Consider the following 23,766-nt stretch of genomic DNA (forward strand, 5'->3'; position numbering starts at 1 on the left):
CCGTCTCGTGGGCTCGGAGATGTGTATAAGAGACAGCCAGAAAGATAAATATTGGCTTCAATAACCACTTCCAGTGCCTTTGTAACAACCTGATTCTGTACCGCCTTATACGCTGCTTTCCCATTTTTCATAATGATGTCATAGCATAACTGCGCTAAAGTTTCAGCTATTTTCGTCGCCTTCCCGCCACCGTAGTTTTCTAAATCCGAAGCAATGCAGGCTCTGGATTCAAACTTCGTCGAAATACCATCCCCCATTCCTGCAGCCAACATCCGAGCCGGAGCTTCACTGATTACTTTACTATCAACAATAACCAAATTAGGATTTTCTCTATGAGTCATAAAAGAATCCAGTTCATGATTCTCATTATATACCACAGATAGTCTGGAACACGGTGCATCCTGTGCCGCGCTGGTAGGTACAATAGCTAATGGTAATCCCGTTTTTGTCGCCACCCCTTTCGAAGTATCTAAGACTTTACCACCACCAACACCAACTATGATATTACTTGCGGTTGACTTCGCCAAATCAGCAATCCGCTCTATTTCCTTATAGGTACATTCTCCGCTGGATATAACATATTCTATTTCCACGTCATGCACCTCAATATTTACATCCAAATTTGATTTAAACTTGTCTAATAAAAATTGATCCGTAATAAGCAGCATTTTCTTTCCATACTCTTTGGTGTACTTTCCAAGATTTGAAAGTTCTCCGCTTCCCTGAATATATTTTCCGGGTGAACTGAATAATACGCTCATACTGTTTACTCCTTCCTTGAATAGCAGATTTATTATATATTATCATAATCCTTTTTACAATACTTATACTTATTAAAACATTTACAGTTGCACGCACAATACACTCTTATTGTTCACAGTATGCATCAGCCGAAAACAAAAAGAACACCCCGTATCGAGATGTTCGCAAGATATCAATGATATTCTAATAGTTACAGTTAGTTACACGCAGGATGTTCTTTTTGCTTAGATTGTTACTACCATTTAAGGAGATTCTTATTCGTTTTCATACCAGCCTACAGGACCTGGATTCAGCGCGATATTGATCTGCTTTACTTCCTGGTATTCTTCCAAGCCGTAAGTGCCCAACGCACGTCCGATACCGCTCATCTTATAGCCACCCCACGGAGCTTCATTGAATGCCGGCTGGTTGCAGTTGATCCACATGATTCCGGCTCTGATCTCCTTCGTTACACGCAGAGATCTGGCGCCATCTGTCGTAAATACCATGCCTGCCAGTCCGTAAGGAGTATCGTTGGCCATAGCGATTGCTTCTTCTTCTGTCTTGAATGTTTGGATTGTTACAACAGGTCCGAAGATTTCTTCCTTCACAATGGTCATATCCGGTGTGCAGTTATCGAAGATCGTCGGTCTGATATAGAAGCCCTTGGCACATTCTCCTTCTGCATATCTTTCACCGCCAGTTACCAGTGTAGCGCCTTCTGCCTTGCCCTTTTCAATGTAGGACATAATAGTGTTGAACTGTTCTTCCGATACGATGGACCCCATATCCGGATTCTTCAGTGGATCGCCGATAGTCATCGCTTCTGCCTTAGCCTTGAATCTCTTCAAGAACTCATCCTTGATGCTTTCTTCGATGATGATACGGCTTCCTGCAGAGCATACTTCTCCCTGGTTATAGAATACACCGATCATGGACCATTCCACTGCGCAGTCCAGGTCTGCATCTGCAAAGATCACGTTAGGGGACTTGCCGCCCAGTTCCAGGCTGACCTTTTTCACTGTTCCAGCTGCTTTTCTCATAATGTCCTGACCAACTGCCGTGCTTCCTGTAAAGGAAACCATATCCACTTTTTCGCTTTCAGAAAGCTCTGTACCCAGAACACTTCCGGATCCCATTACCAGGTTTACAGTGCCCTTTGGCAGTCCAACTTCCTCGAAGATCTCAAACATCTTGATGGCGGACAGCACGCTTACTGTAGGCGGCTTGTAGATAACCGTATTTCCTGCAGCCAGACATGGAGCCAGCTTGTTAGCGCCCATCAGCAGCGGGTAGTTCCAAGGTGTGATCAGCGCGCATACGCCGATCGGCTCATGAATGCTGTAGCAGTGCATATCGCCGAAGCCCTTGTTTACTTCGTATGCGCCGCCGTGCGGAGCCTTCATCAGCCCTGCATAGTATCTGTAGCAGTAGATAGTATCATCTACGTCAGCTTCTGCTTCTCTGAGCGGCTTGCCCATATCGATGCTGTCCAGCATTGCCAGTTCATCCTTGTACTTGGCAACTGTATCAGCGATCTTCAGCATCATGTCGCTTCTTTCCTGGGCATCCATATCTCTCCATTCTCTTGTTTCATAGAATGCAGTATAAGCAGCGTCGATAGCAGCTTTTGTATCTTCTAAGCTGCTCTGGCAAACTTCTGCGTTTACAGCTCCTGTTGCCGGGTTTACCGACTGAAATGTTTTACCGGAAGTGCCTTCGATCCACTCACCGTTGATATACATTTTTTTCTTATCCATTTTGATTCCTCCATGATCTCTTTAGAGATTTTCCAGAATTTCTTTTACTTTAGAGATGTATTTTGCTGCATAAGCACCATCGATTACACGATGATCCGCCACAAAATTCAGGTTCATCTTAGGTTTTATTACAATATTACCATCTTCCACTACAGGAGTGTCCACGATTTTGTTTACACCCAGGATCGCCACCTCCGGCAGATTGATGATTGGAGAGAAGTTCTCGATTCCCATCATGCCCAGATTGGAAATGGTGAAGGTCGCACCTGTGATATCATCCATATCCAACTTATTGTGTCTTGCCTTGTAAACCAGTTCGTTAGTTTCTTCTGCAATCTGCTTCAGATCTTTATTGCCCACATTCTTTGTGCTAGGAACAATAAGACCTCTTTCTATTGCAACAGCCAGTCCTATATTGATTTCATCGTGGATTTCAATACCTTCTTCTGTGAAGCTGGAGTTTACATATTCGTATTCTGCCATAGCATCTGCACAAGCCTTCATCAGAATATGGTTTGCCGTCACTTTCTTAGCTTTATCTTCATTTCCCTCATTCATTTTTTTAATCAGAGCAAGGGTCTTCGTCATATCTACACTCAACGTATATACAACACGCGGAGCTGTATTCCAGCTTTCGCTCATTCTCTGAGCGATGAGCTTCCGTATTCCTGTCAGTTTTACTGTCTTTCCCATGATTTTCTCCTTTTCTCGGTTAATCCTCCTGATGTGCAAGTGCTATCGCCAGTTCTTCTACCGAAGAAGTCGTATGCAAACCCATTTCCTCGATATACTCGGTTACATCTACCGGGACTTCATCATCTTCATGCAGGAAACTGGTAAGTGCTCCACCAAGGTAGAAATTATATTCCCGACCTCTTTCTTCTGCCAGCTTTTTCAGCAGTCTGGCATAGGGCAGTGCCTGACCGTTGTGCAGGCTGATTCCAATATTCTTGATTCCATGTTCATCTGCAAGGTCCAGCACATCGATGGCATCCATGGAATTTCCGCCATAAAGGACATCGGCTCCCAGTTCTTCCAGCACACGGCTCATAACATACAGACCGAAATAATGCAGATCTCCCGAAACGATACATACGCGTTTTCCCTTCAGTTTTTCTTCGCACGCAGTACCTTTCAGTTTATCAATAATTCCCAGAGACATATTCTCCGAAACCGACCAGAGTGCCGCAGGAAGCATCGGTTCCACACGATCCTTGCCATCCTGTACAACAGATGGATGAAACAGCTGCTCGAACTTGGTCGGATCCATCTTCTTCAGCACAACCATCATTTCGATTGGATTGGTGATATCGATCCCTGCTTCTTCCATACCGTTCATGAAGTTCTGGAACATGATTTCCGAATACTCTTTGATCTTATCCCGGGTTTCTTCTACGATCGTCCAGTCCATCATCTGTTCAAAATATGGAGCCGCTTCATCTGTTCTCTGACAGGCTCCGGTCATATCCAGCATTTCGGGAACCGTAGGAATCGCAACCTTTTCGGAAATAGGCACTGATAAGAAGGACCCTCCCGTCTTGAACTTCCGTTCCACCAGGTTCAGCATCAATGCCTCCGGAATCTGGAAGCCGTAGTTGGAATGCAGATGATGATCCCAGTGATCCACTGTGTTCGGGTAAATAAACTCGATTCCCGGCTGATCATCCAGACGGAATGTATCACTGGCTGCCAGCCACATGGCTGCTTTATGAATCAGGTTGCTTGTCAGATTCCCGAAGCTGAATGCGTAACGCGCTTTGCACAAATCCGTTACAACATACCGTTCCCACTTGGCCCATGCGAGATATGATGTAAGATCCATACAGTATGCCGGCAAACTATCATCCTGATTGGAGTTTACAATGATCTGATCGTCCCACTTGGAAGCAACAATTCCAAGTGCTTTAACATTTTCGTTCATGTTCCACACTTCATCCGGGCATCCCGGTGCCACCTGCTGGAACATCCCGAACATTCCCTGGTATCTGCTTCCTGCCTTCAGCGCATTGATGGTCGTCTCCACCGCATTCGGGTATCCAAGGTGATTATCTGCAAAAATCGCTTCAATGGTAGACGCCTGCGTGATTGCAGTCCAGTCCGAAAGTTCATTCAGGTCAAATCCCAGAGCCGTCGGAACACCATCTCTTTTGTCCTTCGGCGTTCCGACAATGTTCTTAGGGAGCTGATGAGCAAAGCTGATGCGAAGTCCTGTTTCTTCGTTGAATTTTTCAGCTTCCCGGAGTCCTGCCGCTTCGTCTTCTACAGAAGCAAGCCCCATGTTGATCTGATAGGTCAGTTTCCCTTGGGCTGCCTGCTGAAGGCGGTACTCCGCATCGCTCTTTACCCCATATTTCTTCATGAATGGAGTTTCCATAATTTCAATGCCCTGACCGATTTTATAACCTTCCTCCCAGGAAGCCTTCCAGTCAGGAATGTCCTTCGGAATGAGGCTCGCAAGATATTCTCGATTGGTTTGGTCTAAAACTTTACTCATCTCTTTTAGCCTTTCTGTTTTTTCTGTTTCAACTACTTTAAAAGATCAGAGTAGTCTTCTCCTTCTTCGCCGATTACAGCTACCGGAGTCTGGCAAGGCACTGTGGATCCTTCTTCTACCAGAATCTTCAGGATCGTTCCGTCTTCATAGGATTCAATTTCATTGGACAGCTTATCTGTTTCCACTTCAAAGATTGCATCGCCTTCTTCTACGGTATCACCTTCTTTTACGATCCAGTTTGTTAAAGTACCTTCTGTCATAGTTGCGCCCATCTTAGGCATTTTGATTAATGTAGCCATTGTTGTATTCTCCTTTTCTTATCTAATTTTATTTTAATTAATTTAAGTTACAGAACAGATTTGATCGCATCTACGATATATGCTGTCTGCGGCAGCATATAATCTTCCAGCGGCTGCGAGAACGGAACCGGAGTATCCAGCGCGCCTACTCTTACAATAGGCTTCTTCAGGCATTCGAATCTGTCTTCTGCGATTCTTGCTGCCAGTTCTCCGGACCATGCACCACGTTTGCATTCTTCTGTTGCGATTACGATCTTACCTGTCTTTTCTACAGAACCGTAGATCATTTCCTTATCCAGCGGATACAGACATCTAGGGTCGATTACTTCTACGCTCACACCTTCTTTTTCCAGCTGTTCAGCAGCTTCCTTCGCTTTACCCACCTGCACACCTGTTGCAACTACGGTAACATCTTTACCTTCCTTAACGATCTTGCCTTTTCCTAATGGAATCGGATCGAAATCGTCAGTAACCTCACCCTTTACTCCATACAGAGTCTGGTGTTCAAAGAATACTACCGGGTTATCATCACGAATTGCAGAAATCAGCAGTCCCTTTGCATCCTGCGGGTTAGACGGATACACCACCTTCAGCCCCGGAATATGTGCGATCATCGCTTCGATACTCTGGGAGTGCTGTGCCGCACCTGTTACGTAACCTCCGCATGCACATCTTACCGTCATAGGAACCTGTACTCTGCCTCCATACATGTAACGGAACTTGGCAGCCTGGTTCATCAGCTGATCCATGCAGCATCCGAGGAAGTCATCGTACATGATCTCTGCAATCGGTCTCATCCCTGTTACTGCTGCGCCTGCACTGGAACCCATAATTGCCATTTCAGAAATCGGAGTGTCTCTGACACGCAGCGGACCAAATTCATCATACAGTCCAGCAGTAGCGCCAAAACTTCCGCCATAAATACCTACGTCTTCGCCAAGGATATATACATTTTCATCTCTCTGCATTTCATTTCTGATTGCAGATGCGATAGCTTCCGAGAAAAAAATTTCTTTCATCTTATCTTCCCTCCTCTACGATATCAGTGTAAACGTCCTGTACTGCTGTTTCCGGAGCCGGGAACGGACTCTCTTCTGCAAATTTCAGAGCAGCTTTTACTTCATTTCTGGCTTCCTTCGCGATCGCCTTCAGCTGATCGTCATCTGCCAGCTTCATAAACTTCAGATAAGTCTCATGCAGCTTGATCGGGCACTTTTCCTTCCATACTGCCAGTTCATCCGGAAGTCTGTAGTTGTCTGTATCCCCTACGAAGTGAGTATCCCATCTATATGTATTGCATTCCAGAAATACCGGTCCGTTGCCTTCTCTGGCATATGCGATAGCTTCCTTGGCACGGTCATAAACCTCATTGACATTATTGCCATCTACAACCATCGCCTTCATGCCGTATGCCAGCGCTCTGTCAGCAACCGTCTTACAGTTCATGCTCGGGTTTGTATAGGAAGAATCTCTTCTGCATGCAGTACTGATTCCATATCCATTGTTTTCACAAACGAATACTACCGGCAGCTTCCATACGCTTGCCAGGTTCATAGCTTCATGGAATGTACCTGTTCCTGTAGAACCATCTCCGAAGAAGCATACGCATACCGCACCGTTCTGTTTCATCTGCGCTGTGATTCCTGCGCCACATGCCAGCGTAAATCCGCCGCCTACAATACCGTTAGCACCCAGAACACCGATCTCTGTATCCGTGATATGCATGGAACCACCTTTACCGTGACAATAGCCCGTTTCTCTGCCGCAAAGTTCTGCCATCATTCTGTTCAGATCAGCTCCCTTTGCAATAATATGTCCATGTCCTCTGTGTGTACTTGTGATATAGTCTGTCTTCTCAAGGTTCATACACACGCCGGTAGCAACAGCTTCCTCGCCTGTGTACAGGTGAATAAAGCCCTGTACGACACCTTCCGAGAAACTTCTGGATGCCTGTTTTTCAAAGTTTCTGATTTTCTGCATTGTCTTATATGCTTCCAATGCTCTTTCTTTTGGAATTGCCATTACATTTCCTCCTTCTTTTCAACAATTCGATTTTAAATGAAGTTCTTTCCATTGGCCGAGACCTTGATCCGGGTCTCAACAAACTGTCCGGAATGGTCTTCACCTTCTAAAATCTCTTCTTCGATCTCAGCAAGATCGATTCTCTTATATATCAGACGTCCTGCGTCCATATATACATCCACACATTCAGTTTCGATCTGATCTATCTCTAAATTCTGATCCAGGATCTTCTGTTTTGCATATTCCAGCGAAGCCTGATACGCCTTTTTGAGTGCTTCCCTGCGATCCATCAGAGAGAATCTCTCTTTGTCCGCGTGAACCAGAAATCCATGTCCTTCTTCGCCAGGTCTCACAATAGCCTGCACAGTTTCCTGAATCCCCGCAGTGGCTGCGCCAACTGCATTAGCCACCTCGTAGTTGGGCGGAATGATCAGATCAAACTCGTACTCTGCTTTCGCTTTCTTATACCATGTGTTCGCCGGTGCCCCGATGGCACATACCGGAAAGCCCAGGTCTTTGTATAATGAGATGTTTTCTTCGTAAATCTTCTCTGTGACAGCTCCTTCCGCCGCTTTCACAAAAGTATCCGGAGTAACAAACATTCTGCTTGCATAAGCACGAACTGATGCCTCCGCCAGTTCCGAATCCCATGCTATAAACTCCCTCGTATAATGCATCAGATCTGTCGGGGTCATGTTTCCTGCTCCGCCCCGGCATGCCGGCAAGACACGTCTTGGCCCCACCTTCAGACCTCCATCGTCAATCGCGATTTCACTATCGCCGCCAAGTCCGAAGGTATATAACTTGGCCGACTTTACCTTGATTCGCCAGCCGCCGACTTCCGCACCTTCGGAAGAGAGCTCTACACGCTTGCCTCGGACAATCCCCGTATCCGTTGTCGTGCCGCCCATGTCGGAAACAATTGCATTTTCAATGCCTGTCAAATTTATGGTCCCGATCATGCTTGCTGCCGGGCCTGACAATGACGTCTCGATCGGCTTTTCTCGAATCAAATCTTCCGTTGCGATACTCCCATCACCTTTCACCACGAAAATGGGAGCATCGATCTTCATCTTCTCTAAAACATTTTTTATTGCTTCCAGGAAGCGATTGATAATAGGCAGCAGACCAGCATTGATCGCCACGGTATTTGTGCGTTCCAGAAAACCCAGTTCACTGACGAATTCATGTCCGCACATGACCGGCAAATCACAATTTTCCTGTACGATCTGCTTTACCTCCTGCTCCTGCATAGGATTCCTGACACTAGCCGCGCCAGAAATCGCGATCGCCCCCACATGAGGCAGTAGTCTTTTCAACGCTTCCTCCGTCGCTTTTCTGCTGACGTTCACCAATGCTCGCCCTTTGATATTGATACGTCCCGGAACAGACTCAATGTACTGGGATGCTATCTCTCCTCTCGGCATATCTCCAACAACGATCAGCCCTACTTTATGAAGCTTCTTCTCAACGATCGCATTCGTTGCCAGCGTGGTGGAAAGCACAACCTTTTCAATTTGAGATGTATCGTCAGGCGTCAGGTTCAATTCTCCCATACTCTGCTCTATACCATTCTCCAGCTTTTCATGGGTAGTAAAAGCTTTCGCCTTTCGTACGATAGCCTCAACGCCTTTCTTTTCCGTATCTAAAAGAACAGCATCCGTATAGGTTCCTCCCGTATCAATTCCTATTACATACGACATTTTCTGCCTCCTATAATTTATTTCTTCGGCATATGGATCGTACAATTATCGATATCTCTGGCTGCTTCCGCAATGGATTCCGAGATCGTAGGATGCGCATGGATCGTATCTACTACATCATCTACTGTAGCATTCATCTTCATGTATGCTGCCATTTCAGCGACCAGCTCGGTAGCACTCTTACCAACCAGATGCGCTCCGAGAACTTTTCTGGTCTTTTTATCTGCTACGATCTTAAACATCCCCTCTGTATCTCCTGTAGCAACGGCTTTACCGCAGGCTACCAGCGGGAATTTGCCGCAGATCACATCATATCCAGCGTCTTTCGCTTCTTTTTCGGACATGCCTACGCAGCCAACTTCAGGAATCGTGTAAAGACAGCTCGGAACGATAGACAGATCCATGGCCTTACTGGCTCCCATCGCATTTTCTGCCGCTACAACACCCATTTCGGACGCCACATGGGCCAGAAGCTTCTTGCCGGTCACATCACCGATGGCGTAAACGTCTTTTGCACTGGTTTCCAGCTTGTCATTTACAACAACATATCCTCTCTCCGTTTCCAGTCCCAGTTCATCCAGACCAGCCACATTAGGACCTCTTCCGATGGAGATCAGAACTTTATCACCACTTACGACTTCTTCGTTGCCATCCTTATCTGCGATAGTCACATCCAGACTGCCTGCATCGTTCCTGGCAATGCCCTTTACCTGCTTGCCCAGTTTCAGATCGATCCCCTGCTGCGTTAAGATGCCTTCCATATAGTTAGCTACATCGCTGTCGAGGATCGCAACAGGTTTATCCATCATCTCAACCATAGTAATCTGACTTCCATAAGCCTTAAATACCGTTGCCAGCTCACATCCGATAACCCCTGCACCGATAACAACCAGTTTCTCCGGAACTTCTGTGATAGAAAGGAAACCTTCGCTTGTCATAACGCCTTCCAGATCAGCGCCCGGAATCGGCGGCATCTTCGGAGAAGATCCTGTTGCCAGGATCAGCTTGCCGTATTCGATCGTTTCAACATCGCCGTTTTCAGCTGCAACCTCGATCTTATTACCGGCTTTTACAGTTCCCATGCCCTGATACATGGTGATTTCGTTGGAAGCGAGCAAACCGGTCACTCCATTTACCAGCTGCTTTACTGCCTTGTCCTTAGCCTTAACCGCCTTCGCATAATCCAGCTCCAGTTCTCCCTTGACTTTAATGCCTCTTTTCTTTCCCGCATCAATATAATGTAGGATCTCAACATTTTTCATCAGAGCCTTCGTCGGGATACATCCCACATTCAGGCAGGTTCCTCCCACTTTGTTCTTCTCAATGATAGCTGTCTTCGCACCCAGCTGAGCTGCCCGGATCGCGCTGACATATCCTCCTGGGCCTGCGCCCAGCACTACTACATCGTAAAACATGATTTCTCCTTTCTGATCTGTGATCTTGCAAGTTTATTTCAATATCATTGCGTATGTATTTGTATTTATGTTTTATTATCACTTTTAATAACTTATCTCAAATATAGCATCCCCGCCCTATTCTGTCAATAAAATTCCGACAATTTACGCTTTACTTTTTTAACAAAGTCTTCTGTTTAGAAAAAGACCGCAAAGCAACTTCTCCTTGCCTCACGGTCGTTTCCTTTTGTTTTTGATCTACAGATACGAATTTTCCTTTTTCTTTGGAATGTATTTTTTCATTTCAACACCATGATTTGTGATTTTATATCTCACATCCAAATCTTTTTCGCCTACGAGCTCAATGGAAGCCGTTTCTAAAATGTTTACGTTCAGCATGGCTCTCAGATAATAATCGATCCGCACCGGATTACACTGACGCTCCTTACCATAAACAGGCTTCATAGCTTCTAAGATTTCGTTCACATCAAACGATGTGTCCGGATTTAAAATAAAGTGCTGCATAATTGCAACCTTAAAAGGCAATTTCATATTTCTTTCCTCCTACCCTCTAGTTATCTCTCATATTTACCAGTTCTTTTGGATTCGCTGCAATCAATACCAGTCCAATCAGAGATACGACAATACCGATTACAGTAAGCGGAGCTACAGAGTACGGGAAGATTCCCAATGCTGCAAATGCAAAGCCCACCGGAATACTCCAAATCGCATACGTATTAACAAATACCAGCGTTCTAGCAGCGCCAGCCTTATCAAACGCAAGATATGTAGTATATGCTGCCATTGCTTCACAGATACCCAGCAGGATCAAAGGAAGCGCATTCGCTCCATCTGTTAAAATTTCACCCACTAATACCGGTCCGTCGCCAAACCCGATGCCACAGAATCCACCAACCAAGATGGTCAGTAAAAACAGAATCGGAGTCGAGCATCCGATTCTAAAGCATCCGCATCCAACATAAGTGTCAACAATGTCAGAGCCAAACGTACCCAGGAATCCTTCCATACCCCATCCGAAGCTTCCCAGCAGAGCAAAAAGAACACCTATAAAGAAATGCGGATACTGATCCCCTCCACTCGGTCCTACAACAGCCATGATTGCACCTGCAATTACGATTACAATCCCAACCCAAACGCGAGGTTTAATATTCTCCTTCAGGAAAATTCTTGAGAGAACCGCTGCGATGATAGGGTTTATAACAGCAATCGCCGTTGTAATCGTCACACCACACATGCTCATCGCAATCAACTGGCAGCAGATTCCAAACGGGCCTCCGCCACATCCTGCAAGGAACAAGAACAATGCAGGCTTTCCCGAAGCATACAATCTAATATATTCTCTCGGACCTGTTCCTCGAATTGTATTCACAATGAGTAAAACAATAAATGCTATAAGTTCCTGACAAAAGCTTAGACAAATTACCGCAAGGATACCAAGTGCAACGCCTGTAGGAAGATCAATAAATGGTGCATAGGTCTGCACGATCGATGATACATTTCCTTGAACTGCAACCAGCAGCCCCGACATCATTGCATAAAACATTCCTTGGATAACAAATCTGATTTTTCGGCTGTTTAAAACATCCAGCGCCTGCGTTCCGCCCGTTCCAACAGCTCCGTTGGTATTTTGTGTCAACTTCTTTGCCTCCTTTTGATTAAAATAAATAGTATGAATTTTTAAATAACATACCATATTATTTCTCTTTTGTCAACACTTATCGTAAGCCGTATTTTTTGTTAAACATCGCCTATTATTACTTTCGTCTATCACGTTTTAATTTTTGTTTGACAAAGCATAAAATAAATAGTAATATTAACATATATTAATATTGATTGAGACTCAGCATTTCTGGAAGCCGGTGTAACTCCGGCACTGTATCTCAGCAACCGTGTTATCTACGAACGGATACGTGTTCTGTCACAGCCACTGAGGATAATTTCCTGGGGAAGGCATCCAAGTAGGTATGTAGTATTCTCTACAGTAAAGATTAAGTCGGGAAACTTGTCTAGTCTCTACACATAAGTCTTCTGAGGTGAGACTATGTTTCTTATAAAATACAGCTTATCCTCTGTATTATTTTTTGTAGTACAGTGTATCTTTGTTGTTTATTTTTGTAGATTCAGCGCCTCAAAGCAGGCGTTTTTTATTTAGCTAAGTCCAGAAGGGAGGTCTAATGAATATGGAACATCATACATTAATCAATAATACGACTCGAGTAAAAGAATCCAACACACAACTTATTCTCTCCACCATAAAGAAACTCGGCACTGCCACACGAAATGAAATAGCAAGGTCAACCGGGCTAAGCTTGTCCACTTGCGGCAATATACTAAAATCCCTTCTTGTTTCTGGCGAAATTATGGAGGGTGGCTTGCAGAACTGCAGCGGGGGTCGCCCTGCCAAACAATATATTTATAATAAAAGCCACCATATAGTGGCAGCTATTATAATATATCCTGACACAGACAACTATATCGTGCAGTATACTGTAACAAATCTCTGTAAAGAAGTCGTAACTCGAAACACTTTTTCTACTAGCAGCTTCAGCTTATCAACACTCGAAGCTCTTCTCGACAAAGAGTTCAAACGATTTCATTCACTTACTTCCATCAGCATTGGCATCCCGGCCACTTTACTCCATCATTTGCAGAAAGCAGCCGGAATCCAAGACACCCGTTTTCTGGAAACGTTGTGCACGCAAAAATACCAGATTCCTGTGAAAATCGAAAAAATATCGTCTATTATTGCAATGGACTACTATAAAAACAATCCCGATCTTACCAATGCTACCATAGCTGCTTTTACTATATCTCAGAGCGCTGTGAATGCCGGGTATGTGTTTAACGGAAAGGTCTACACAGGTGATTCATCTGAAGAAGGCCAATTTGAAATGCACTTCCTACAAACACATTTGAAAAAAAAATCCGGACACGATACTCTTATGACAAAAGTTATGTTCGCCATCGCATCTTCACTGGCCACATTTCATCCGGATGTAATTCTCCTGTCAAAATCCGAGACTTCTGCAATTTCATTACAGGAAATCAAAGACCGATGCATGCAAACCTTTCCTAATGAGCCCCGGCCTAAATTCATTCTGGAGGAAAGCCCATTGAAAGTTTGTGCATCTGGCGCTTTGGATACTGCAATCAGCAATCTTCAGCCTAATTTGACATTGGTGAGTAGATAACAATCATTCCTAAAATAAATATATCATCGTAATTTCTTTTGTAATACTTATTGATATATCTTTTTCAAAATGATAAATTATATGTGAGGTCACAAGATTCTTATATCTTGCTATTTTATACCTTAGAGAGGACTTAATGCATATGAACAATCCCGTTTTAACGAATAATACACTTCGTGTCAAAGAATCTAACACAAATTTGATTTTAGATACATTGAAGAGCTTGCAAATTGCTACGCGAGCTGAAATTGCTCGCATCACCGGGCTCAGCATTGCCACATGCGGCAACATTCTAAAAGATCTGGTCACATCCGGGGAAATTTTGGAAGGAGATTTAGAAAACTGTAGTGGCGGAAGACCTGCCCGTCAATACATCTATAATAAAAATTTCTCGCTGGTGATCGCTATGACGATCCAGTCCGATAAAACCTTGAAAACACTTCAGTATGCAGTAACCAACCTTTACGGTGAAATCATGGAAGAGCGGATAAAAGCATACGATCGTATCGATCCTGACACTATAAAAAACTTGGTGTCCGATCTCATTTCCACCCATTCCAATATCAAATCAATCGGGATCGGAATCCCTGGATTCGCATCAAAAGAAGGTACGATCGGTATCAACGATATTGAAGAATTAAATGGAGTAAATTTAGTCGCCCTTTTGGGAAATGCCTTTGGCGTGAAAGTCTCTGTCGATCGAAGTCCGTCCATCAGCGCATACGGCTATTACCAGGCTCATGCTGAACATCAAGGTCAAACTTTAGCAACGATATTAACCCCACTGGAACATCCTGTAGGCGCCGGATTTATTATCAACAACCAAATATATAGAGGAGCTTCAAATATGGAAGGGGAAATCAGTTATATTTATGATAGTTTTGCCAGTGAACTTCAATTTGCTGATTCAACAAAGCCAAAGCTTATTCAGGAAACACTGTTTTCCATCGCAGCTATAATCTCCACCATTAATCCTTCGGTTATTGTCCTTATGGGAAAAAGTTTTAATGTCGAAAACTTTAAAACCATTTGCGACACCTGTGCCGAAATGTTCCCAAGTGAATTTCTCCCGAAATTTGAATTGCAGGAGGATTACAGCGATGTATATCTGCAGGGAACCATCCAAATTGCAATCGACTGCCTGAAGCCAAAGGTGAAACTAATCGCAAAATAGAATAGATATGACAGAAGCCTGTGTCTACCAAAGCACAGGCTTCTTTTACTTTGATAGATTACTTCCTATTGCTTATCCAAAAAATAAGACGCTGCAGAACCGATCAAAAATCAGTTCTGCAGCGTCTTATCGCACGCAAATCATCTCTGAATTTACCCCTCTTGAAAACACTTCAGCACTTCGTCCCTGGAAATACTTCCGAAGTACAATTCCAGCGGCAACGGGTCTAAAGCCTGCGTCACCGCTCGAACATCAAACGGAATGCCTGTAAGTACTTTCTCAACATTCTCTATACTCTGTAATGAAAGGAAGTCTCCGATGATGATACATTGCTGTATGATCCCACCTTCAACTTCTAGGTTCACTTCTATGGAACCCCCTTCAAACCTCATTCGATTTTTATAATTGAATTTCGGCGATCTTCCGTAGACCCAGTCCCAGCTGCGATATTTCTGGTCTGCCAGATCGCGTATTTCCGCCAGCTGAGCCTCTTCAAAGAAAGTCTCGTTCACTTCGCCGTTAAACCAGTTGTCCAACAGCAGATTTTTAATATCTTCTATATCCAGTTTATGATCCGCATAAGCATTGATATTGGTCACCCGGCTTCGCACGGACTTGATTCCCTTTGACTTGATCTTATCTTCGGATACATTGAGGACATTGCTGATTTTCCCCAGATCCGAATCGATCAGCAGCGTTCCATGATGGAGGATCCGCCCGTCCAGCAAACGCTGTGCACTGCCGGAAATTTTCTTGCCGTCCAGAAGCAGATCGTTTCGGCCTTTCATGACCACTTTCAGTCCGATCTTGGCAAAAGCTTTCGTGATCGGTTCCAAAAATCTGGCATAGCTGGAACTCTCTCCATCATCCCAGTCGGTGATATAGGAGAAATTCAAATTCCCCATATCGTGGTATACCGCTCCGCCTCCGGTTGTTCTTCTGACAATATTGACTCCCAGCTCTTTCGCTGCATCCATATTGATCTCTTCTAACGGATTTTGATTCACCCCAAATACGATCGTATTATCGTTCTGCCACAAAAGAACGTAGTCATCATCTTTACAGTTTTTCAAAACATATTCTTCAAACGCCAGATTATAGCACGGATCCGTGCTGCCCGTTTTCATATACTTCATGGCTCTTCGTCCTTTCTTTTTCATCCTCATCCGTGCAGAGGACAGGCATCGAACCACCTGTCCCCGCCTCTGAGGAATTCCAAAATATGTTTTTTGATGTCGCAAGGAAATAGGATTGGAATCGAGTAAGTGTTTATGTCAAATTATCTCATAGGCTTTCACTCAAGTTACGACTTTGTATTTTGTTCGGAGTTCTTTATGTATGGATTATGTTATGTACTTCGCTTTTGTAAACATATGTTGCGACATTATGTCATTGCTTTTCGTAACTCTTTTTATAAGTTACCACTATCTCCGTTACATGTCAATAGTTTTCTTGTAATTTCAATAGTCTTATTTATTCCGTATTTATCATAACTTCTATAATAACCATTGCATTTTCGCCGCAATAGTGCTAGAGTTACCTTATGAACCAAGGAGGGATCTTATGCATAATACAAACATTATATGCCTTGGAGACAGCTTTACGCGCGGCTTCGGGGTAAGAAAAAAAGAAAACTGGATTTCTCAGTCATATCCAGAAAACACAACACTAATCAACGCAGGAATCAACGGTGATACCACATCCGGGATGCTGGCTCGCTTTTCACGGGACGTGATCGAGCATAGACCAGATTATGTTCTTATTACAGGAGGAATCAACGATTTCATCGTGGGCAGCAGTCTGGATATCCCTAAAAACAACTACATGGCCATGGCACACCAGGCTGCCGCCCAGCGAATCACTCCTATTATAGGAATCGCACCCGGCTTTTCTGCGGGACAGATCCGAAGCGACTGGGCTGCTTTCAGCGACTTCGGGAAAGTTTCGGAAAAACACTTGCTGCTTCGGCTTTGGCTTCATTCCTTTGCCTCTACCTTTGACTTTCCCGTTTTCGACTTTTACGCTGGTTTTGAATCATTCAAAGCGCAGACCGGCCAGCTTTTTCAAAATGATCTGTACCTGGATGGCATTCATCTAACCGCCTCCGGTCACAAGGCGATTGCCCAAAACGTTACTCATATGATCACGAAATTACTCGATAAAAATACCAACTGAGGAGAATTGCCATGAAAGTATTAATGTTAAACGGAAGCTCAAATAAGAAAGGCTGCACCTTTACAGCCCTCGAGGAAATTGGAAAAATCCTCACCGAAGAAAATATACAATATGAAATCGTTCAAATCGGTCCAGGCAGGATCCGCGACTGTAATGGATGTATGATGTGTAATGGAGTCAAATGTGTTTTTGAAGATGACCCCGTCAACGAGTTTGTAGAAAAAGCACATAAAGCAGATGGTTTTGTATTCGGCACACCTGTGTACTATGCCCATCCGACCGGCCGAATCCTTTCCTTCCTTGATCGAGCTTTTTTCAGCTGCTGCGATGGTCTGAGCTACAAAGCCTTTGCACACAAACCTGCGGCAGCTATCGCCTCAGCACGCCGCGCGGGAACGAGTGCATCTTTAGACGTTCTTCAGAAATATTTCACCATCGCCCAGATGCCAGTCGTAAGCTCCACCTACTGGAATATGGTTCACGGCTGGAAACCGTCCGATGTCAAAAAAGACCTAGAAGGACTTCAGACCATGCACAATCTAGGACGCAATATGGCTTGGCTGCTCAAGTCGATCGAGGCCGGAAAGAGAGCAGGAATCCTGCCACCTGTGCAGGAATCCGGTAACATGACCAACTTTATTTGATCCTATCCTTGCACAAGATGCCGTGATATAATAAACCCTATGAAAAATCTTTACATCGCGACCATCGGCGAGGACTTCGCCTGCTGGGTCAAAAAAACACAAAGCGGCCTCGAACTGGATCAGTTCTGCATGGCAGAAAATCTGGACGAGCCAAAATACGAATCATGCTGCAAAGAGATCCGCCGGCTTTTTACGGACTGCAAAGTCTCTCCGGAGCACGCGGTGCTCCACGCACCGTTTAACGAACTGCATCCGGCGGCTATCGATCCTCTTGCAAAGGACCTTGCCCGCCATCGGATGGAGCAGGCGTACACCGCCTGTAAAGATCTGGGCATCACTAAAATGGTAGTCCACTCCGGTTATGTGCCTCACATTTACTTTAAATCGTGGCATCAGGAGCAATCGGTGAAATTCTGGACGGGATTTATGGCAGACAAGCCTGCGGATTTTCAGCTTTGCATCGAAAACGTCCTGGAAGATGAACCGCAGATGATGGCAGATATGCTAAAAGATATCGATCAGCCTAACATCGGCATCTGTCTGGACATCGGCCACGCCAACTGTATGAGCGATGTTCCGGTCAGCCAGTGGATCCAGGTGCTGTCACCGTATATCAAACACTTCCACCTTCACAACAACGACGGAAGCTACGACTGGCACGCACCGTTTGACGAAGGGAGCATGGATATCCACGCTCTTTTGCGGCAGGCAAAGGAGCTTTGCAATCCGGACACCACCTACACTGTCGAGGTCATCCACTGCGGCAAGGCCATGGAGTGGATGGAAAATCAAAAAAACTTATAGATAACAACGAGGAAACTATGACGAAAGAAGAATTCTTTGCACAATTAAATGAGATCGATCCCGCCGACGTCAAAGCCATGGAAAAAGCCGCAGACCGTCAGGCCAGACTGGCAAAACCGCCGGGCAGCCTGGGCGTGCTCGAAGAGCTTTCCATCAAAATGGCAGGGATCACGGGACAGGTAAATAACACCATCGAAAAGACCTGCGTCGCTGTCATGTGCGCCGACAATGGCGTTGCAGAAGAAGGCATCGCATCAGCACCCCAGTCGGTGACCCGGGCGCAAACCATCAACTTCACCCGCAGACTCACCGGCGTGGGAGCACTGGCAGAAAGCTTCGGAAGTGACCTTCTCATCGTCGATCTCGGTGTGAAAGACGACATTCCGCAAGAGTTTTACTGCGAAGCACCCCTGGCAGACACCCATAAAATCGTAAACCGCCGGATCCGCCGCGGCACCTGGAATATTGCAAAAGGCCCTGCCATGACCTTTGCAGAAGCACTGCAGTGTATCGAGACCGGCATGGAGATGGCGAGCGCTTTAAAAAAAGCGGGATACGACCTGATCGGTGCAGGAGAAATGGGCATCGGCAACACCACCACGAGCGCAGCCGTACTTTCCGCCCTGACAGGCCTTGGCGCGGAGGAGACATGCGGCAGAGGCGGCGGTGTCAACGATGCGGGATTTTCAAAGAAAAAAGAAATCGTGGATGCCGTGTCCCAGCCCTACCGGAGCACGGAATTCGGAGAAGCTCTGGACTGCCTGACTGACGTGCGAAACGCCACGCTGGAGATCCTGGCGACGGCAGGCGGATTCGACATCTGTGCCATGACCGGCCTGTACCTGGGTGCGGCACGAAACCGGCTACCCATCGTGATAGACGGCTATATTTCCGCAGTCGCTTCACTGGCAGCTTATATGATGGCGCCGGACTGTGCCTCCTATATGTTTGCATCTCATAAATCCCTGGAAAAAGGCTACATGCATGCTATGGACCGCCTGGAGCTCCGGCCGTTTCTCGACCTGGACATGCGCCTTGGAGAAGGCAGCGGCTGCCCCATCGCCTTCGAGGTGCTCCGGGGAGCATGCGACGTGATGTGCCACATGGCGACCTTCGATGAGGCCGAGATCAACGACGATTATCTGGATGAGATCCAGGAAGGAGACTTCTTTTAAATGAATGTATTCATCAGCGGCGGCTGCAAGAACGGCAAATCCTTTTATGCGCAGCGCCTGGCTCGCAGGCAGGCGGTTGAGGCCGGCAGCCCTCTTTACTACATCGCTACCATGATCCCCCACGACGAAGAGGATCACGCACGGATCCGCAGACACCTGACCGAACGGGACGGCTGGGGATTCACGACGCTGGAATGCGGGAAAAACCTGCTGTCGCTCCTGGACGATCCTCAGGTAGTTCCCTCCGGAGCATTTTTATTAGACAGCGTGACCGCACTTCTCAGCAATGAGATGTTCGACGAGCGCGGCGAATTCGATCCGGATGCTGCAAATCGGATCCGAGGGGATCTTACAGAGTTTGCCGCAAAGACCGGGAGCACGGTTTTCGTCTCCGATTATATCTATAGCGATGCCTGCGAATACAGTGAGACTGTCGAGGCTTACCGCCAGGGGCTGGCGGCAGCAGACCGGGCGCTGGCTTCTGTCTGCGAACGGGTGATCGAAATCAGTGGAGGAATGGAGGAAATCTGGAAATGAGATATATAAAAGGGTTTTTGATGGCCTGGGGATGTTTTTGCCGGATCCCATGCCCATATCGTGGCTGGGAAGAAGATAATCGATACGCCATGCTCAATATGTTTCCCCTGATCGGAACGGCTCTAGGGATGCTTGTGAGCGTTATTTGGTGGCTGCTGTCCCTGCTGGGCGTCAGCAGCTTACTGACTGGCGCACTGCTGACCTTCTGCTATTTCTGGATGACGGGATTTATTCACCTGGACGGGTTTATGGACTGCAGCGATGCGGTGCTTTCCCGCAGGCCGCTGGCTGACCGGCAGCGGATCTTGAAGGACTCCCACGTAGGAGCATTCGCTGTGATCTCTCTCGGGTTTATGATACTGCTGTTTTTCGCATCTATGGCGACTTTAGCGGAGGATTTCTCTCTGGCAAAAGCGGCCATGCTGTGCGCTGTTTTTACTATATCGCGGGAACTTTCCGCCTACAGCATCATCAACCGGACACCGATGCAAACCAGCCAGTATCGCGGGCTGTCCTCACATTATTATAACGAACAGGGATGGACAGGGGTGATCATGACTATCGTGATCTGCCTGATACTAGTGGTGCTCCCAGGCTGTGGGCTTTTGGGTGATTTTTCGGTACTGCGACTGATCGTTCTACTGTGGATCCTGCTGGCGCAGGCTTCTCTGGAAAGCCTTATCGGCAGACGCATGAGAAAGCAGCTGGGCGGCATGAGCGGGGACGTTTCCGGCTACATGATCGTCACCGGCGAACTGACCGGGATACTACTGCTGGCGCTGGTTGGCGGCGCGATCGCGCTTTAGGAGGATAAATAACTATGATTTTAATTTTCGGCGGTGCATACCAGGGGAAGCTGGACTATGCCAAGAAAAATTTTGATATAAAGACAGTGTGTGACTGCAGCGACGGCGCAGCGCCCGACTTTGCAGCCGATGCGATCTATGGGATCGAAGGATTTGTGAAACGGTGCGCGATGCGCAGATATGAAGCCCTGACAGGAAAAGAGCCGGAAAAGCAAGTGAAACGACAATCTCCGGAATCAGTCCTTCCCCCACTGGAAGCAGCGGACTGGTTTTCCGAGAGACGTAAAGCCTGGCAGGATAAAGTTCTCATCATGACTGATGTGTCACAGGGAATCGTTCCCATGGACCCAGCGCTACGAGTCTTTCGGGAAATGAACGGCAGGCTCATGCTCCGGCTGGCAGCGGAAGCCAGCGAAGTACATCGGGTGTTTTGCGGAATTGGAAAGCGAGTGAAGTAAATGAAAACAAAAATCTGCCTGATCCGGCATGGGATCACCGAAGGAAATCAAAAAAGGCTTTATTACGGATCATCCGACATACCTCTTGCGGAAGAAGGGATCGAAATGCTCCGAAGTCTTTCTGCGCAGGAAATCTACCCGAATGATACGGATGCAAAGTATTATACCAGCGGCATGCTGCGCACGGAACAGACTTTTTCTCTGATCTACGGCAACCGGGAGCACGAAGCATTCTCCCCTTTTCGCGAGATCGATTTCGGCGACTTTGAAATGAAAAGTTATGGCGAACTAAAGGACGATCCCGATTACCAGACCTGGATCGGAGACACCACGGGAACTCTGCCGCCTCCCGGCGGTGAAAGTGCGTGCGACTTTCAAATGCGTGTGCTGAAAGGTTTTACTGAACTTTTGCAGGAACAGGAGAAACGTCTGATATCAAGCATTGCTGATTCCCCAAGCCGGTCAAATCCCCCGGACGGAAAACTGCTGACCATCGCCGTTTGCCACGGCGGACCCATTGCGGCGATTTTGCAGAACGCCTTCCCTGATGAAAAAGAAAACTTTTATCAGTGGCTGCCGGATCCGGGGCACGGCTATCTGCTGACGGTGGAAGATAAGGATATCGTGGGAAAGGAAGAGTTTTAATAGTCAATACAACAAACCCCTGGCAATCTGCCCTGCAGTTGCGGTATAATAGACCTGCAAAGGGAGGTAAGGAACATGAAGAATATTTTGATTTTAACGGGAAGTCCGCGAGTTGGCGGTAACAGTGATCTAATGGCAGATGCATTTCAGAAAGGTGCAGAATCTGCTGGCCATAAAGTGATTCGCTATGAGGCCGGACGCAATGCGATCCTGCCATGCCGGGCCTGCGAGTCCTGCTTTTCAAATGGGAAAGCCTGCGTCTGGGATGATCGATTCAGCAACGAGCTGGCACCGCTGATCGAAGAAGCTGACGTCATCGTTCTGGCGACGCCGCTGTACTGGTTTACGTTCCCGGCCCAGCTGAAAGCCGCGATCGACAAGATGTATTCCTTCATCATCGGAGAGCGTAATATTGCCGACAAAGAAGCCTTTCTGCTGATTTGTGCAGAAGATACCGACAGTCACTGCTACGATGGAGTGCTTCGCTCCTACGAGCTTATCACCGATTACTGCAAATGGCACGACAGAGGCAAACTGACAGTGACCGGCGTCAGCGGCAAAGGCGAGATACTGAATACCGATGCTTTACAAAAAGCAGAAAAAATGGGACAGTCCGTATAGACCGTCCCATCAAGACTCGTCAAGATGGTCCATCAAACTTTTTTGGGAAAAAACTCTTTACAGCATACATGGAAAGTGCTACAATGCAAGCAAATGATTCAGAAAGGGACAACAAAAATGTTAAACAGAACTTTTGCAGCTGTATATTTTTACTTTTACTTTACTTTCTTTAGAGGTAAGGTGAATTTCGCTGCAATGAGTTAAACATCCCACACTGATCAATAGAGCGATGGAAGGTTACTCCGCAGGTGAAATTCACCTGTGGAGTTTTTTTATAACGAAAGTAGAAAGAGGGAAACACAATGATTATCGTATTAAAAGACAACCCGGATCAGAAACAGCTTGAAAACTTAGTCTCCTGGCTGAAAAGCATGGGGCTGGACATCCATATGAGTAAAGGCCAGTCCGCCACCATCATGGGACTGATCGGCGACACAGCCGCTGTTGATATCGACTTGATCAACGCCCTGGATATCGTCGAAACCGTAAAGCGTGTTCAGGAGCCTTACAAGAATGTAAACCGTAAATTCCACCCGGAAGACACAGTAGTGGAAGTCCTCCCCGGCGTAAAGATCGGCGGAGGAAACTTTCAGGTCATCGCAGGGCCTTGCTCAGTAGAATCCGAAGAGCAGATCTGCCTGGTGGCAGAAGAGGTCAAGAATGCAGGAGCAGGCATGCTGCGAGGCGGTGCGTTCAAGCCTAGAACTTCGCCATATGCATTCCAGGGTATGAGAGCACAGGGCATCGACCTGCTGCTGGAAGCTAAGGAAAAAACCGGACTTCCGATCGTAACTGAAGTCATGGACATTTCTCAGCTGCCGCTTTTTGAAAATGTAGACGTGATCCAGATCGGTGCCCGTAACATGCAGAACTTCGAACTTCTGAAAGAAGTCGGCCGTCTGAGAAAACCGATCCTGTTAAAGAGAGGGCTTGCAAATACTTTGAAGGAACTGCTGATGAGCGCAGAATACATCATGGCTGGCGGAAATGAAAATGTGATCCTTTGCGAAAGAGGCATCCGGACCTTCGAAACCGCTACGAGAAATACGCTGGATCTGGCGTCTATTCCGCTTCTGAAAACTATGACTCACTGTCTCTTATA

At 46.3% G+C, this 23,766-nt stretch carries 24 protein-coding genes and 1 riboswitch; of the genes, 12 read left to right on the forward strand and 12 right to left on the reverse strand.

Annotated features, from left to right (window positions below):
• The 11 genes from H8876_RS05755 to H8876_RS05805 all read right to left on the reverse strand — a co-directional run.
• Positions 1 to 761: iron-containing alcohol dehydrogenase (locus tag H8876_RS05755; protein ID WP_249286927.1), on the reverse strand; the 761-nt coding region annotated here is incomplete at its 3' end.
• Positions 762 to 1,016: 255 nt separating this feature from the next.
• The gene (locus H8876_RS05760; protein ID WP_249286928.1) at positions 1,017 to 2,501 is read right to left on the reverse strand and encodes an aldehyde dehydrogenase family protein; all 1,485 of its coding nucleotides are present in this window, start codon (positions 2,499 to 2,501) and stop codon (positions 1,017 to 1,019) included.
• 21 nt (positions 2,502 to 2,522) lie between these two features.
• On the reverse strand, positions 2,523 to 3,194 hold the full coding sequence (locus tag H8876_RS05765; protein WP_249286929.1) for a dihydrolipoamide acetyltransferase family protein: 672 nt from the start codon (positions 3,192 to 3,194) through the stop codon (positions 2,523 to 2,525).
• Between the two features lie 19 nt (positions 3,195 to 3,213).
• Positions 3,214 to 4,995, reverse strand: a complete 1,782-nt coding sequence (locus H8876_RS05770) for a cobalamin-dependent protein (RefSeq protein WP_249286930.1) — start codon at positions 4,993 to 4,995, stop codon at positions 3,214 to 3,216.
• A 32-nt stretch (positions 4,996 to 5,027) separates the two neighbouring features.
• Positions 5,028 to 5,294: a biotin/lipoyl-containing protein gene (locus tag H8876_RS05775; RefSeq protein ID WP_249286931.1), complete on the reverse strand. Its 267-nt coding sequence runs from the start codon at positions 5,292 to 5,294 to the stop codon at positions 5,028 to 5,030.
• A 47-nt stretch (positions 5,295 to 5,341) separates the two neighbouring features.
• A complete protein-coding gene (locus H8876_RS05780) occupies positions 5,342 to 6,313 on the reverse strand; it encodes an alpha-ketoacid dehydrogenase subunit beta (RefSeq protein WP_249286932.1) in 972 nt (323 codons plus the stop codon).
• Position 6,314: 1 nt separating this feature from the next.
• Positions 6,315 to 7,316, reverse strand: a complete 1,002-nt coding sequence (locus tag H8876_RS05785; RefSeq protein ID WP_249286933.1) for a thiamine pyrophosphate-dependent dehydrogenase E1 component subunit alpha — start codon at positions 7,314 to 7,316, stop codon at positions 6,315 to 6,317.
• A gap of 32 nt (positions 7,317 to 7,348) precedes the next feature.
• Positions 7,349 to 9,019: a hydantoinase/oxoprolinase family protein gene (locus H8876_RS05790; protein WP_249286934.1), complete on the reverse strand. Its 1,671-nt coding sequence runs from the start codon at positions 9,017 to 9,019 to the stop codon at positions 7,349 to 7,351.
• Between the two features lie 17 nt (positions 9,020 to 9,036).
• The gene (lpdA, locus tag H8876_RS05795; RefSeq protein ID WP_249286935.1) at positions 9,037 to 10,434 is read right to left on the reverse strand and encodes a dihydrolipoyl dehydrogenase; all 1,398 of its coding nucleotides are present in this window, start codon (positions 10,432 to 10,434) and stop codon (positions 9,037 to 9,039) included.
• A 237-nt stretch (positions 10,435 to 10,671) separates the two neighbouring features.
• Positions 10,672 to 10,965, reverse strand: coding sequence for a hypothetical protein (locus tag H8876_RS05800; RefSeq protein ID WP_249286936.1), 294 nt, complete (start codon positions 10,963 to 10,965; stop codon positions 10,672 to 10,674).
• Positions 10,966 to 10,984: 19 nt separating this feature from the next.
• Complete coding sequence (locus H8876_RS05805) at positions 10,985 to 12,070, reverse strand: DMT family transporter (RefSeq protein WP_249286937.1); 1,086 nt, start codon at positions 12,068 to 12,070, stop codon at positions 10,985 to 10,987.
• Positions 12,071 to 12,285: 215 nt separating this feature from the next.
• Positions 12,286 to 12,436: riboswitch (cobalamin riboswitch) on the forward strand.
• Positions 12,437 to 12,614: 178 nt separating this feature from the next.
• On the opposite strand from H8876_RS05805, the gene H8876_RS05810 reads away from it, so the two are divergent.
• The gene (locus H8876_RS05810) at positions 12,615 to 13,625 is read left to right on the forward strand and encodes a hypothetical protein (protein ID WP_249286938.1); all 1,011 of its coding nucleotides are present in this window, start codon (positions 12,615 to 12,617) and stop codon (positions 13,623 to 13,625) included.
• Positions 13,626 to 13,761: 136 nt separating this feature from the next.
• Positions 13,762 to 14,799, forward strand: coding sequence for an ROK family transcriptional regulator (locus tag H8876_RS05815; protein WP_249286939.1), 1,038 nt, complete (start codon positions 13,762 to 13,764; stop codon positions 14,797 to 14,799).
• 152 nt (positions 14,800 to 14,951) lie between these two features.
• On the opposite strand, the gene H8876_RS05820 is transcribed toward H8876_RS05815, so the two are convergent.
• Complete coding sequence (locus H8876_RS05820) at positions 14,952 to 15,935, reverse strand: lipoate--protein ligase (protein WP_249286940.1); 984 nt, start codon at positions 15,933 to 15,935, stop codon at positions 14,952 to 14,954.
• Between the two features lie 427 nt (positions 15,936 to 16,362).
• On the opposite strand from H8876_RS05820, the gene H8876_RS05825 reads away from it, so the two are divergent.
• From H8876_RS05825 to aroF, 10 genes are all read left to right on the forward strand, one after another.
• Positions 16,363 to 16,974 carry a GDSL-type esterase/lipase family protein gene (locus tag H8876_RS05825; protein ID WP_249286941.1) on the forward strand — a complete coding sequence of 204 codons (612 nt, stop codon included), beginning with the start codon at positions 16,363 to 16,365 and terminating at the stop codon, positions 16,972 to 16,974.
• Positions 16,975 to 16,985: 11 nt separating this feature from the next.
• On the forward strand, positions 16,986 to 17,618 hold the full coding sequence (locus tag H8876_RS05830) for a flavodoxin family protein (RefSeq protein WP_249286942.1): 633 nt from the start codon (positions 16,986 to 16,988) through the stop codon (positions 17,616 to 17,618).
• A gap of 39 nt (positions 17,619 to 17,657) precedes the next feature.
• Positions 17,658 to 18,422, forward strand: coding sequence for a sugar phosphate isomerase/epimerase family protein (locus H8876_RS05835; RefSeq protein ID WP_249286943.1), 765 nt, complete (start codon positions 17,658 to 17,660; stop codon positions 18,420 to 18,422).
• A gap of 17 nt (positions 18,423 to 18,439) precedes the next feature.
• Positions 18,440 to 19,597, forward strand: coding sequence for a nicotinate-nucleotide--dimethylbenzimidazole phosphoribosyltransferase (gene cobT / locus H8876_RS05840; RefSeq protein ID WP_249286944.1), 1,158 nt, complete (start codon positions 18,440 to 18,442; stop codon positions 19,595 to 19,597).
• Complete coding sequence (locus H8876_RS05845) at positions 19,598 to 20,134, forward strand: bifunctional adenosylcobinamide kinase/adenosylcobinamide-phosphate guanylyltransferase (protein WP_249286945.1); 537 nt, start codon at positions 19,598 to 19,600, stop codon at positions 20,132 to 20,134.
• The gene (locus H8876_RS05850; RefSeq protein WP_249286946.1) at positions 20,131 to 20,940 is read left to right on the forward strand and encodes an adenosylcobinamide-GDP ribazoletransferase; all 810 of its coding nucleotides are present in this window, start codon (positions 20,131 to 20,133) and stop codon (positions 20,938 to 20,940) included. Before H8876_RS05845 ends, H8876_RS05850 begins: the two co-directional genes overlap by 4 nt.
• 14 nt (positions 20,941 to 20,954) lie before the next feature.
• On the forward strand, positions 20,955 to 21,398 hold the full coding sequence (locus H8876_RS05855) for a bifunctional adenosylcobinamide kinase/adenosylcobinamide-phosphate guanylyltransferase (RefSeq protein WP_249286947.1): 444 nt from the start codon (positions 20,955 to 20,957) through the stop codon (positions 21,396 to 21,398).
• Complete coding sequence (locus tag H8876_RS05860) at positions 21,399 to 22,043, forward strand: histidine phosphatase family protein (RefSeq protein WP_249286948.1); 645 nt, start codon at positions 21,399 to 21,401, stop codon at positions 22,041 to 22,043. It begins immediately after the preceding gene.
• A gap of 75 nt (positions 22,044 to 22,118) precedes the next feature.
• Positions 22,119 to 22,664, forward strand: a complete 546-nt coding sequence (locus H8876_RS05865; protein WP_249286949.1) for a flavodoxin family protein — start codon at positions 22,119 to 22,121, stop codon at positions 22,662 to 22,664.
• A gap of 302 nt (positions 22,665 to 22,966) precedes the next feature.
• The coding region (gene aroF / locus H8876_RS05870; protein ID WP_249286950.1) for a 3-deoxy-7-phosphoheptulonate synthase at positions 22,967 to 23,766 on the forward strand (800 nt) is incomplete at its 3' end.

It is taken from the genome of Lentihominibacter faecis (genome assembly GCF_014306095.1).
Taxonomy (GTDB): Bacteria; Bacillota; Clostridia; order Peptostreptococcales; family Anaerovoracaceae; genus Lentihominibacter; species Lentihominibacter faecis.

Excerpts from the sequence above, each read along its gene's own strand:
- H8876_RS05790 (WP_249286934.1), bottom strand. The coding sequence starts at position 9,019 with ATGTCGTATGTAATAGGAATTGATACGGGAGGAACCTATACGGATGCT.
- H8876_RS05810 (WP_249286938.1), top strand. The coding sequence starts at position 12,615 with ATGGAACATCATACATTAATCAATAATACGACTCGAGTAAAAGAATCC.
- H8876_RS05760 (WP_249286928.1), bottom strand. The coding sequence starts at position 2,501 with ATGGATAAGAAAAAAATGTATATCAACGGTGAGTGGATCGAAGGCACT.
- H8876_RS05855 (WP_249286947.1), top strand. The coding sequence starts at position 20,955 with ATGATTTTAATTTTCGGCGGTGCATACCAGGGGAAGCTGGACTATGCC.
- H8876_RS05850 (WP_249286946.1), top strand. The coding sequence starts at position 20,131 with ATGAGATATATAAAAGGGTTTTTGATGGCCTGGGGATGTTTTTGCCGG.
- H8876_RS05800 (WP_249286936.1), bottom strand. The coding sequence starts at position 10,965 with ATGAAATTGCCTTTTAAGGTTGCAATTATGCAGCACTTTATTTTAAAT.
- cobT (WP_249286944.1), top strand. The coding sequence starts at position 18,440 with ATGACGAAAGAAGAATTCTTTGCACAATTAAATGAGATCGATCCCGCC.
- H8876_RS05765 (WP_249286929.1), bottom strand. The coding sequence starts at position 3,194 with ATGGGAAAGACAGTAAAACTGACAGGAATACGGAAGCTCATCGCTCAG.
- H8876_RS05785 (WP_249286933.1), bottom strand. The coding sequence starts at position 7,316 with ATGGCAATTCCAAAAGAAAGAGCATTGGAAGCATATAAGACAATGCAG.
- H8876_RS05865 (WP_249286949.1), top strand. The coding sequence starts at position 22,119 with ATGAAGAATATTTTGATTTTAACGGGAAGTCCGCGAGTTGGCGGTAAC.
- H8876_RS05815 (WP_249286939.1), top strand. The coding sequence starts at position 13,762 with ATGCATATGAACAATCCCGTTTTAACGAATAATACACTTCGTGTCAAA.
- H8876_RS05780 (WP_249286932.1), bottom strand. The coding sequence starts at position 6,313 with ATGAAAGAAATTTTTTTCTCGGAAGCTATCGCATCTGCAATCAGAAAT.
- H8876_RS05845 (WP_249286945.1), top strand. The coding sequence starts at position 19,598 with ATGAATGTATTCATCAGCGGCGGCTGCAAGAACGGCAAATCCTTTTAT.
- H8876_RS05835 (WP_249286943.1), top strand. The coding sequence starts at position 17,658 with ATGAAAAATCTTTACATCGCGACCATCGGCGAGGACTTCGCCTGCTGG.
- H8876_RS05825 (WP_249286941.1), top strand. The coding sequence starts at position 16,363 with ATGCATAATACAAACATTATATGCCTTGGAGACAGCTTTACGCGCGGC.
- H8876_RS05860 (WP_249286948.1), top strand. The coding sequence starts at position 21,399 with ATGAAAACAAAAATCTGCCTGATCCGGCATGGGATCACCGAAGGAAAT.
- H8876_RS05770 (WP_249286930.1), bottom strand. The coding sequence starts at position 4,995 with ATGAGTAAAGTTTTAGACCAAACCAATCGAGAATATCTTGCGAGCCTC.
- H8876_RS05830 (WP_249286942.1), top strand. The coding sequence starts at position 16,986 with ATGAAAGTATTAATGTTAAACGGAAGCTCAAATAAGAAAGGCTGCACC.
- lpdA (WP_249286935.1), bottom strand. The coding sequence starts at position 10,434 with ATGTTTTACGATGTAGTAGTGCTGGGCGCAGGCCCAGGAGGATATGTC.
- H8876_RS05775 (WP_249286931.1), bottom strand. The coding sequence starts at position 5,294 with ATGGCTACATTAATCAAAATGCCTAAGATGGGCGCAACTATGACAGAA.
- H8876_RS05820 (WP_249286940.1), bottom strand. The coding sequence starts at position 15,935 with ATGAAGTATATGAAAACGGGCAGCACGGATCCGTGCTATAATCTGGCG.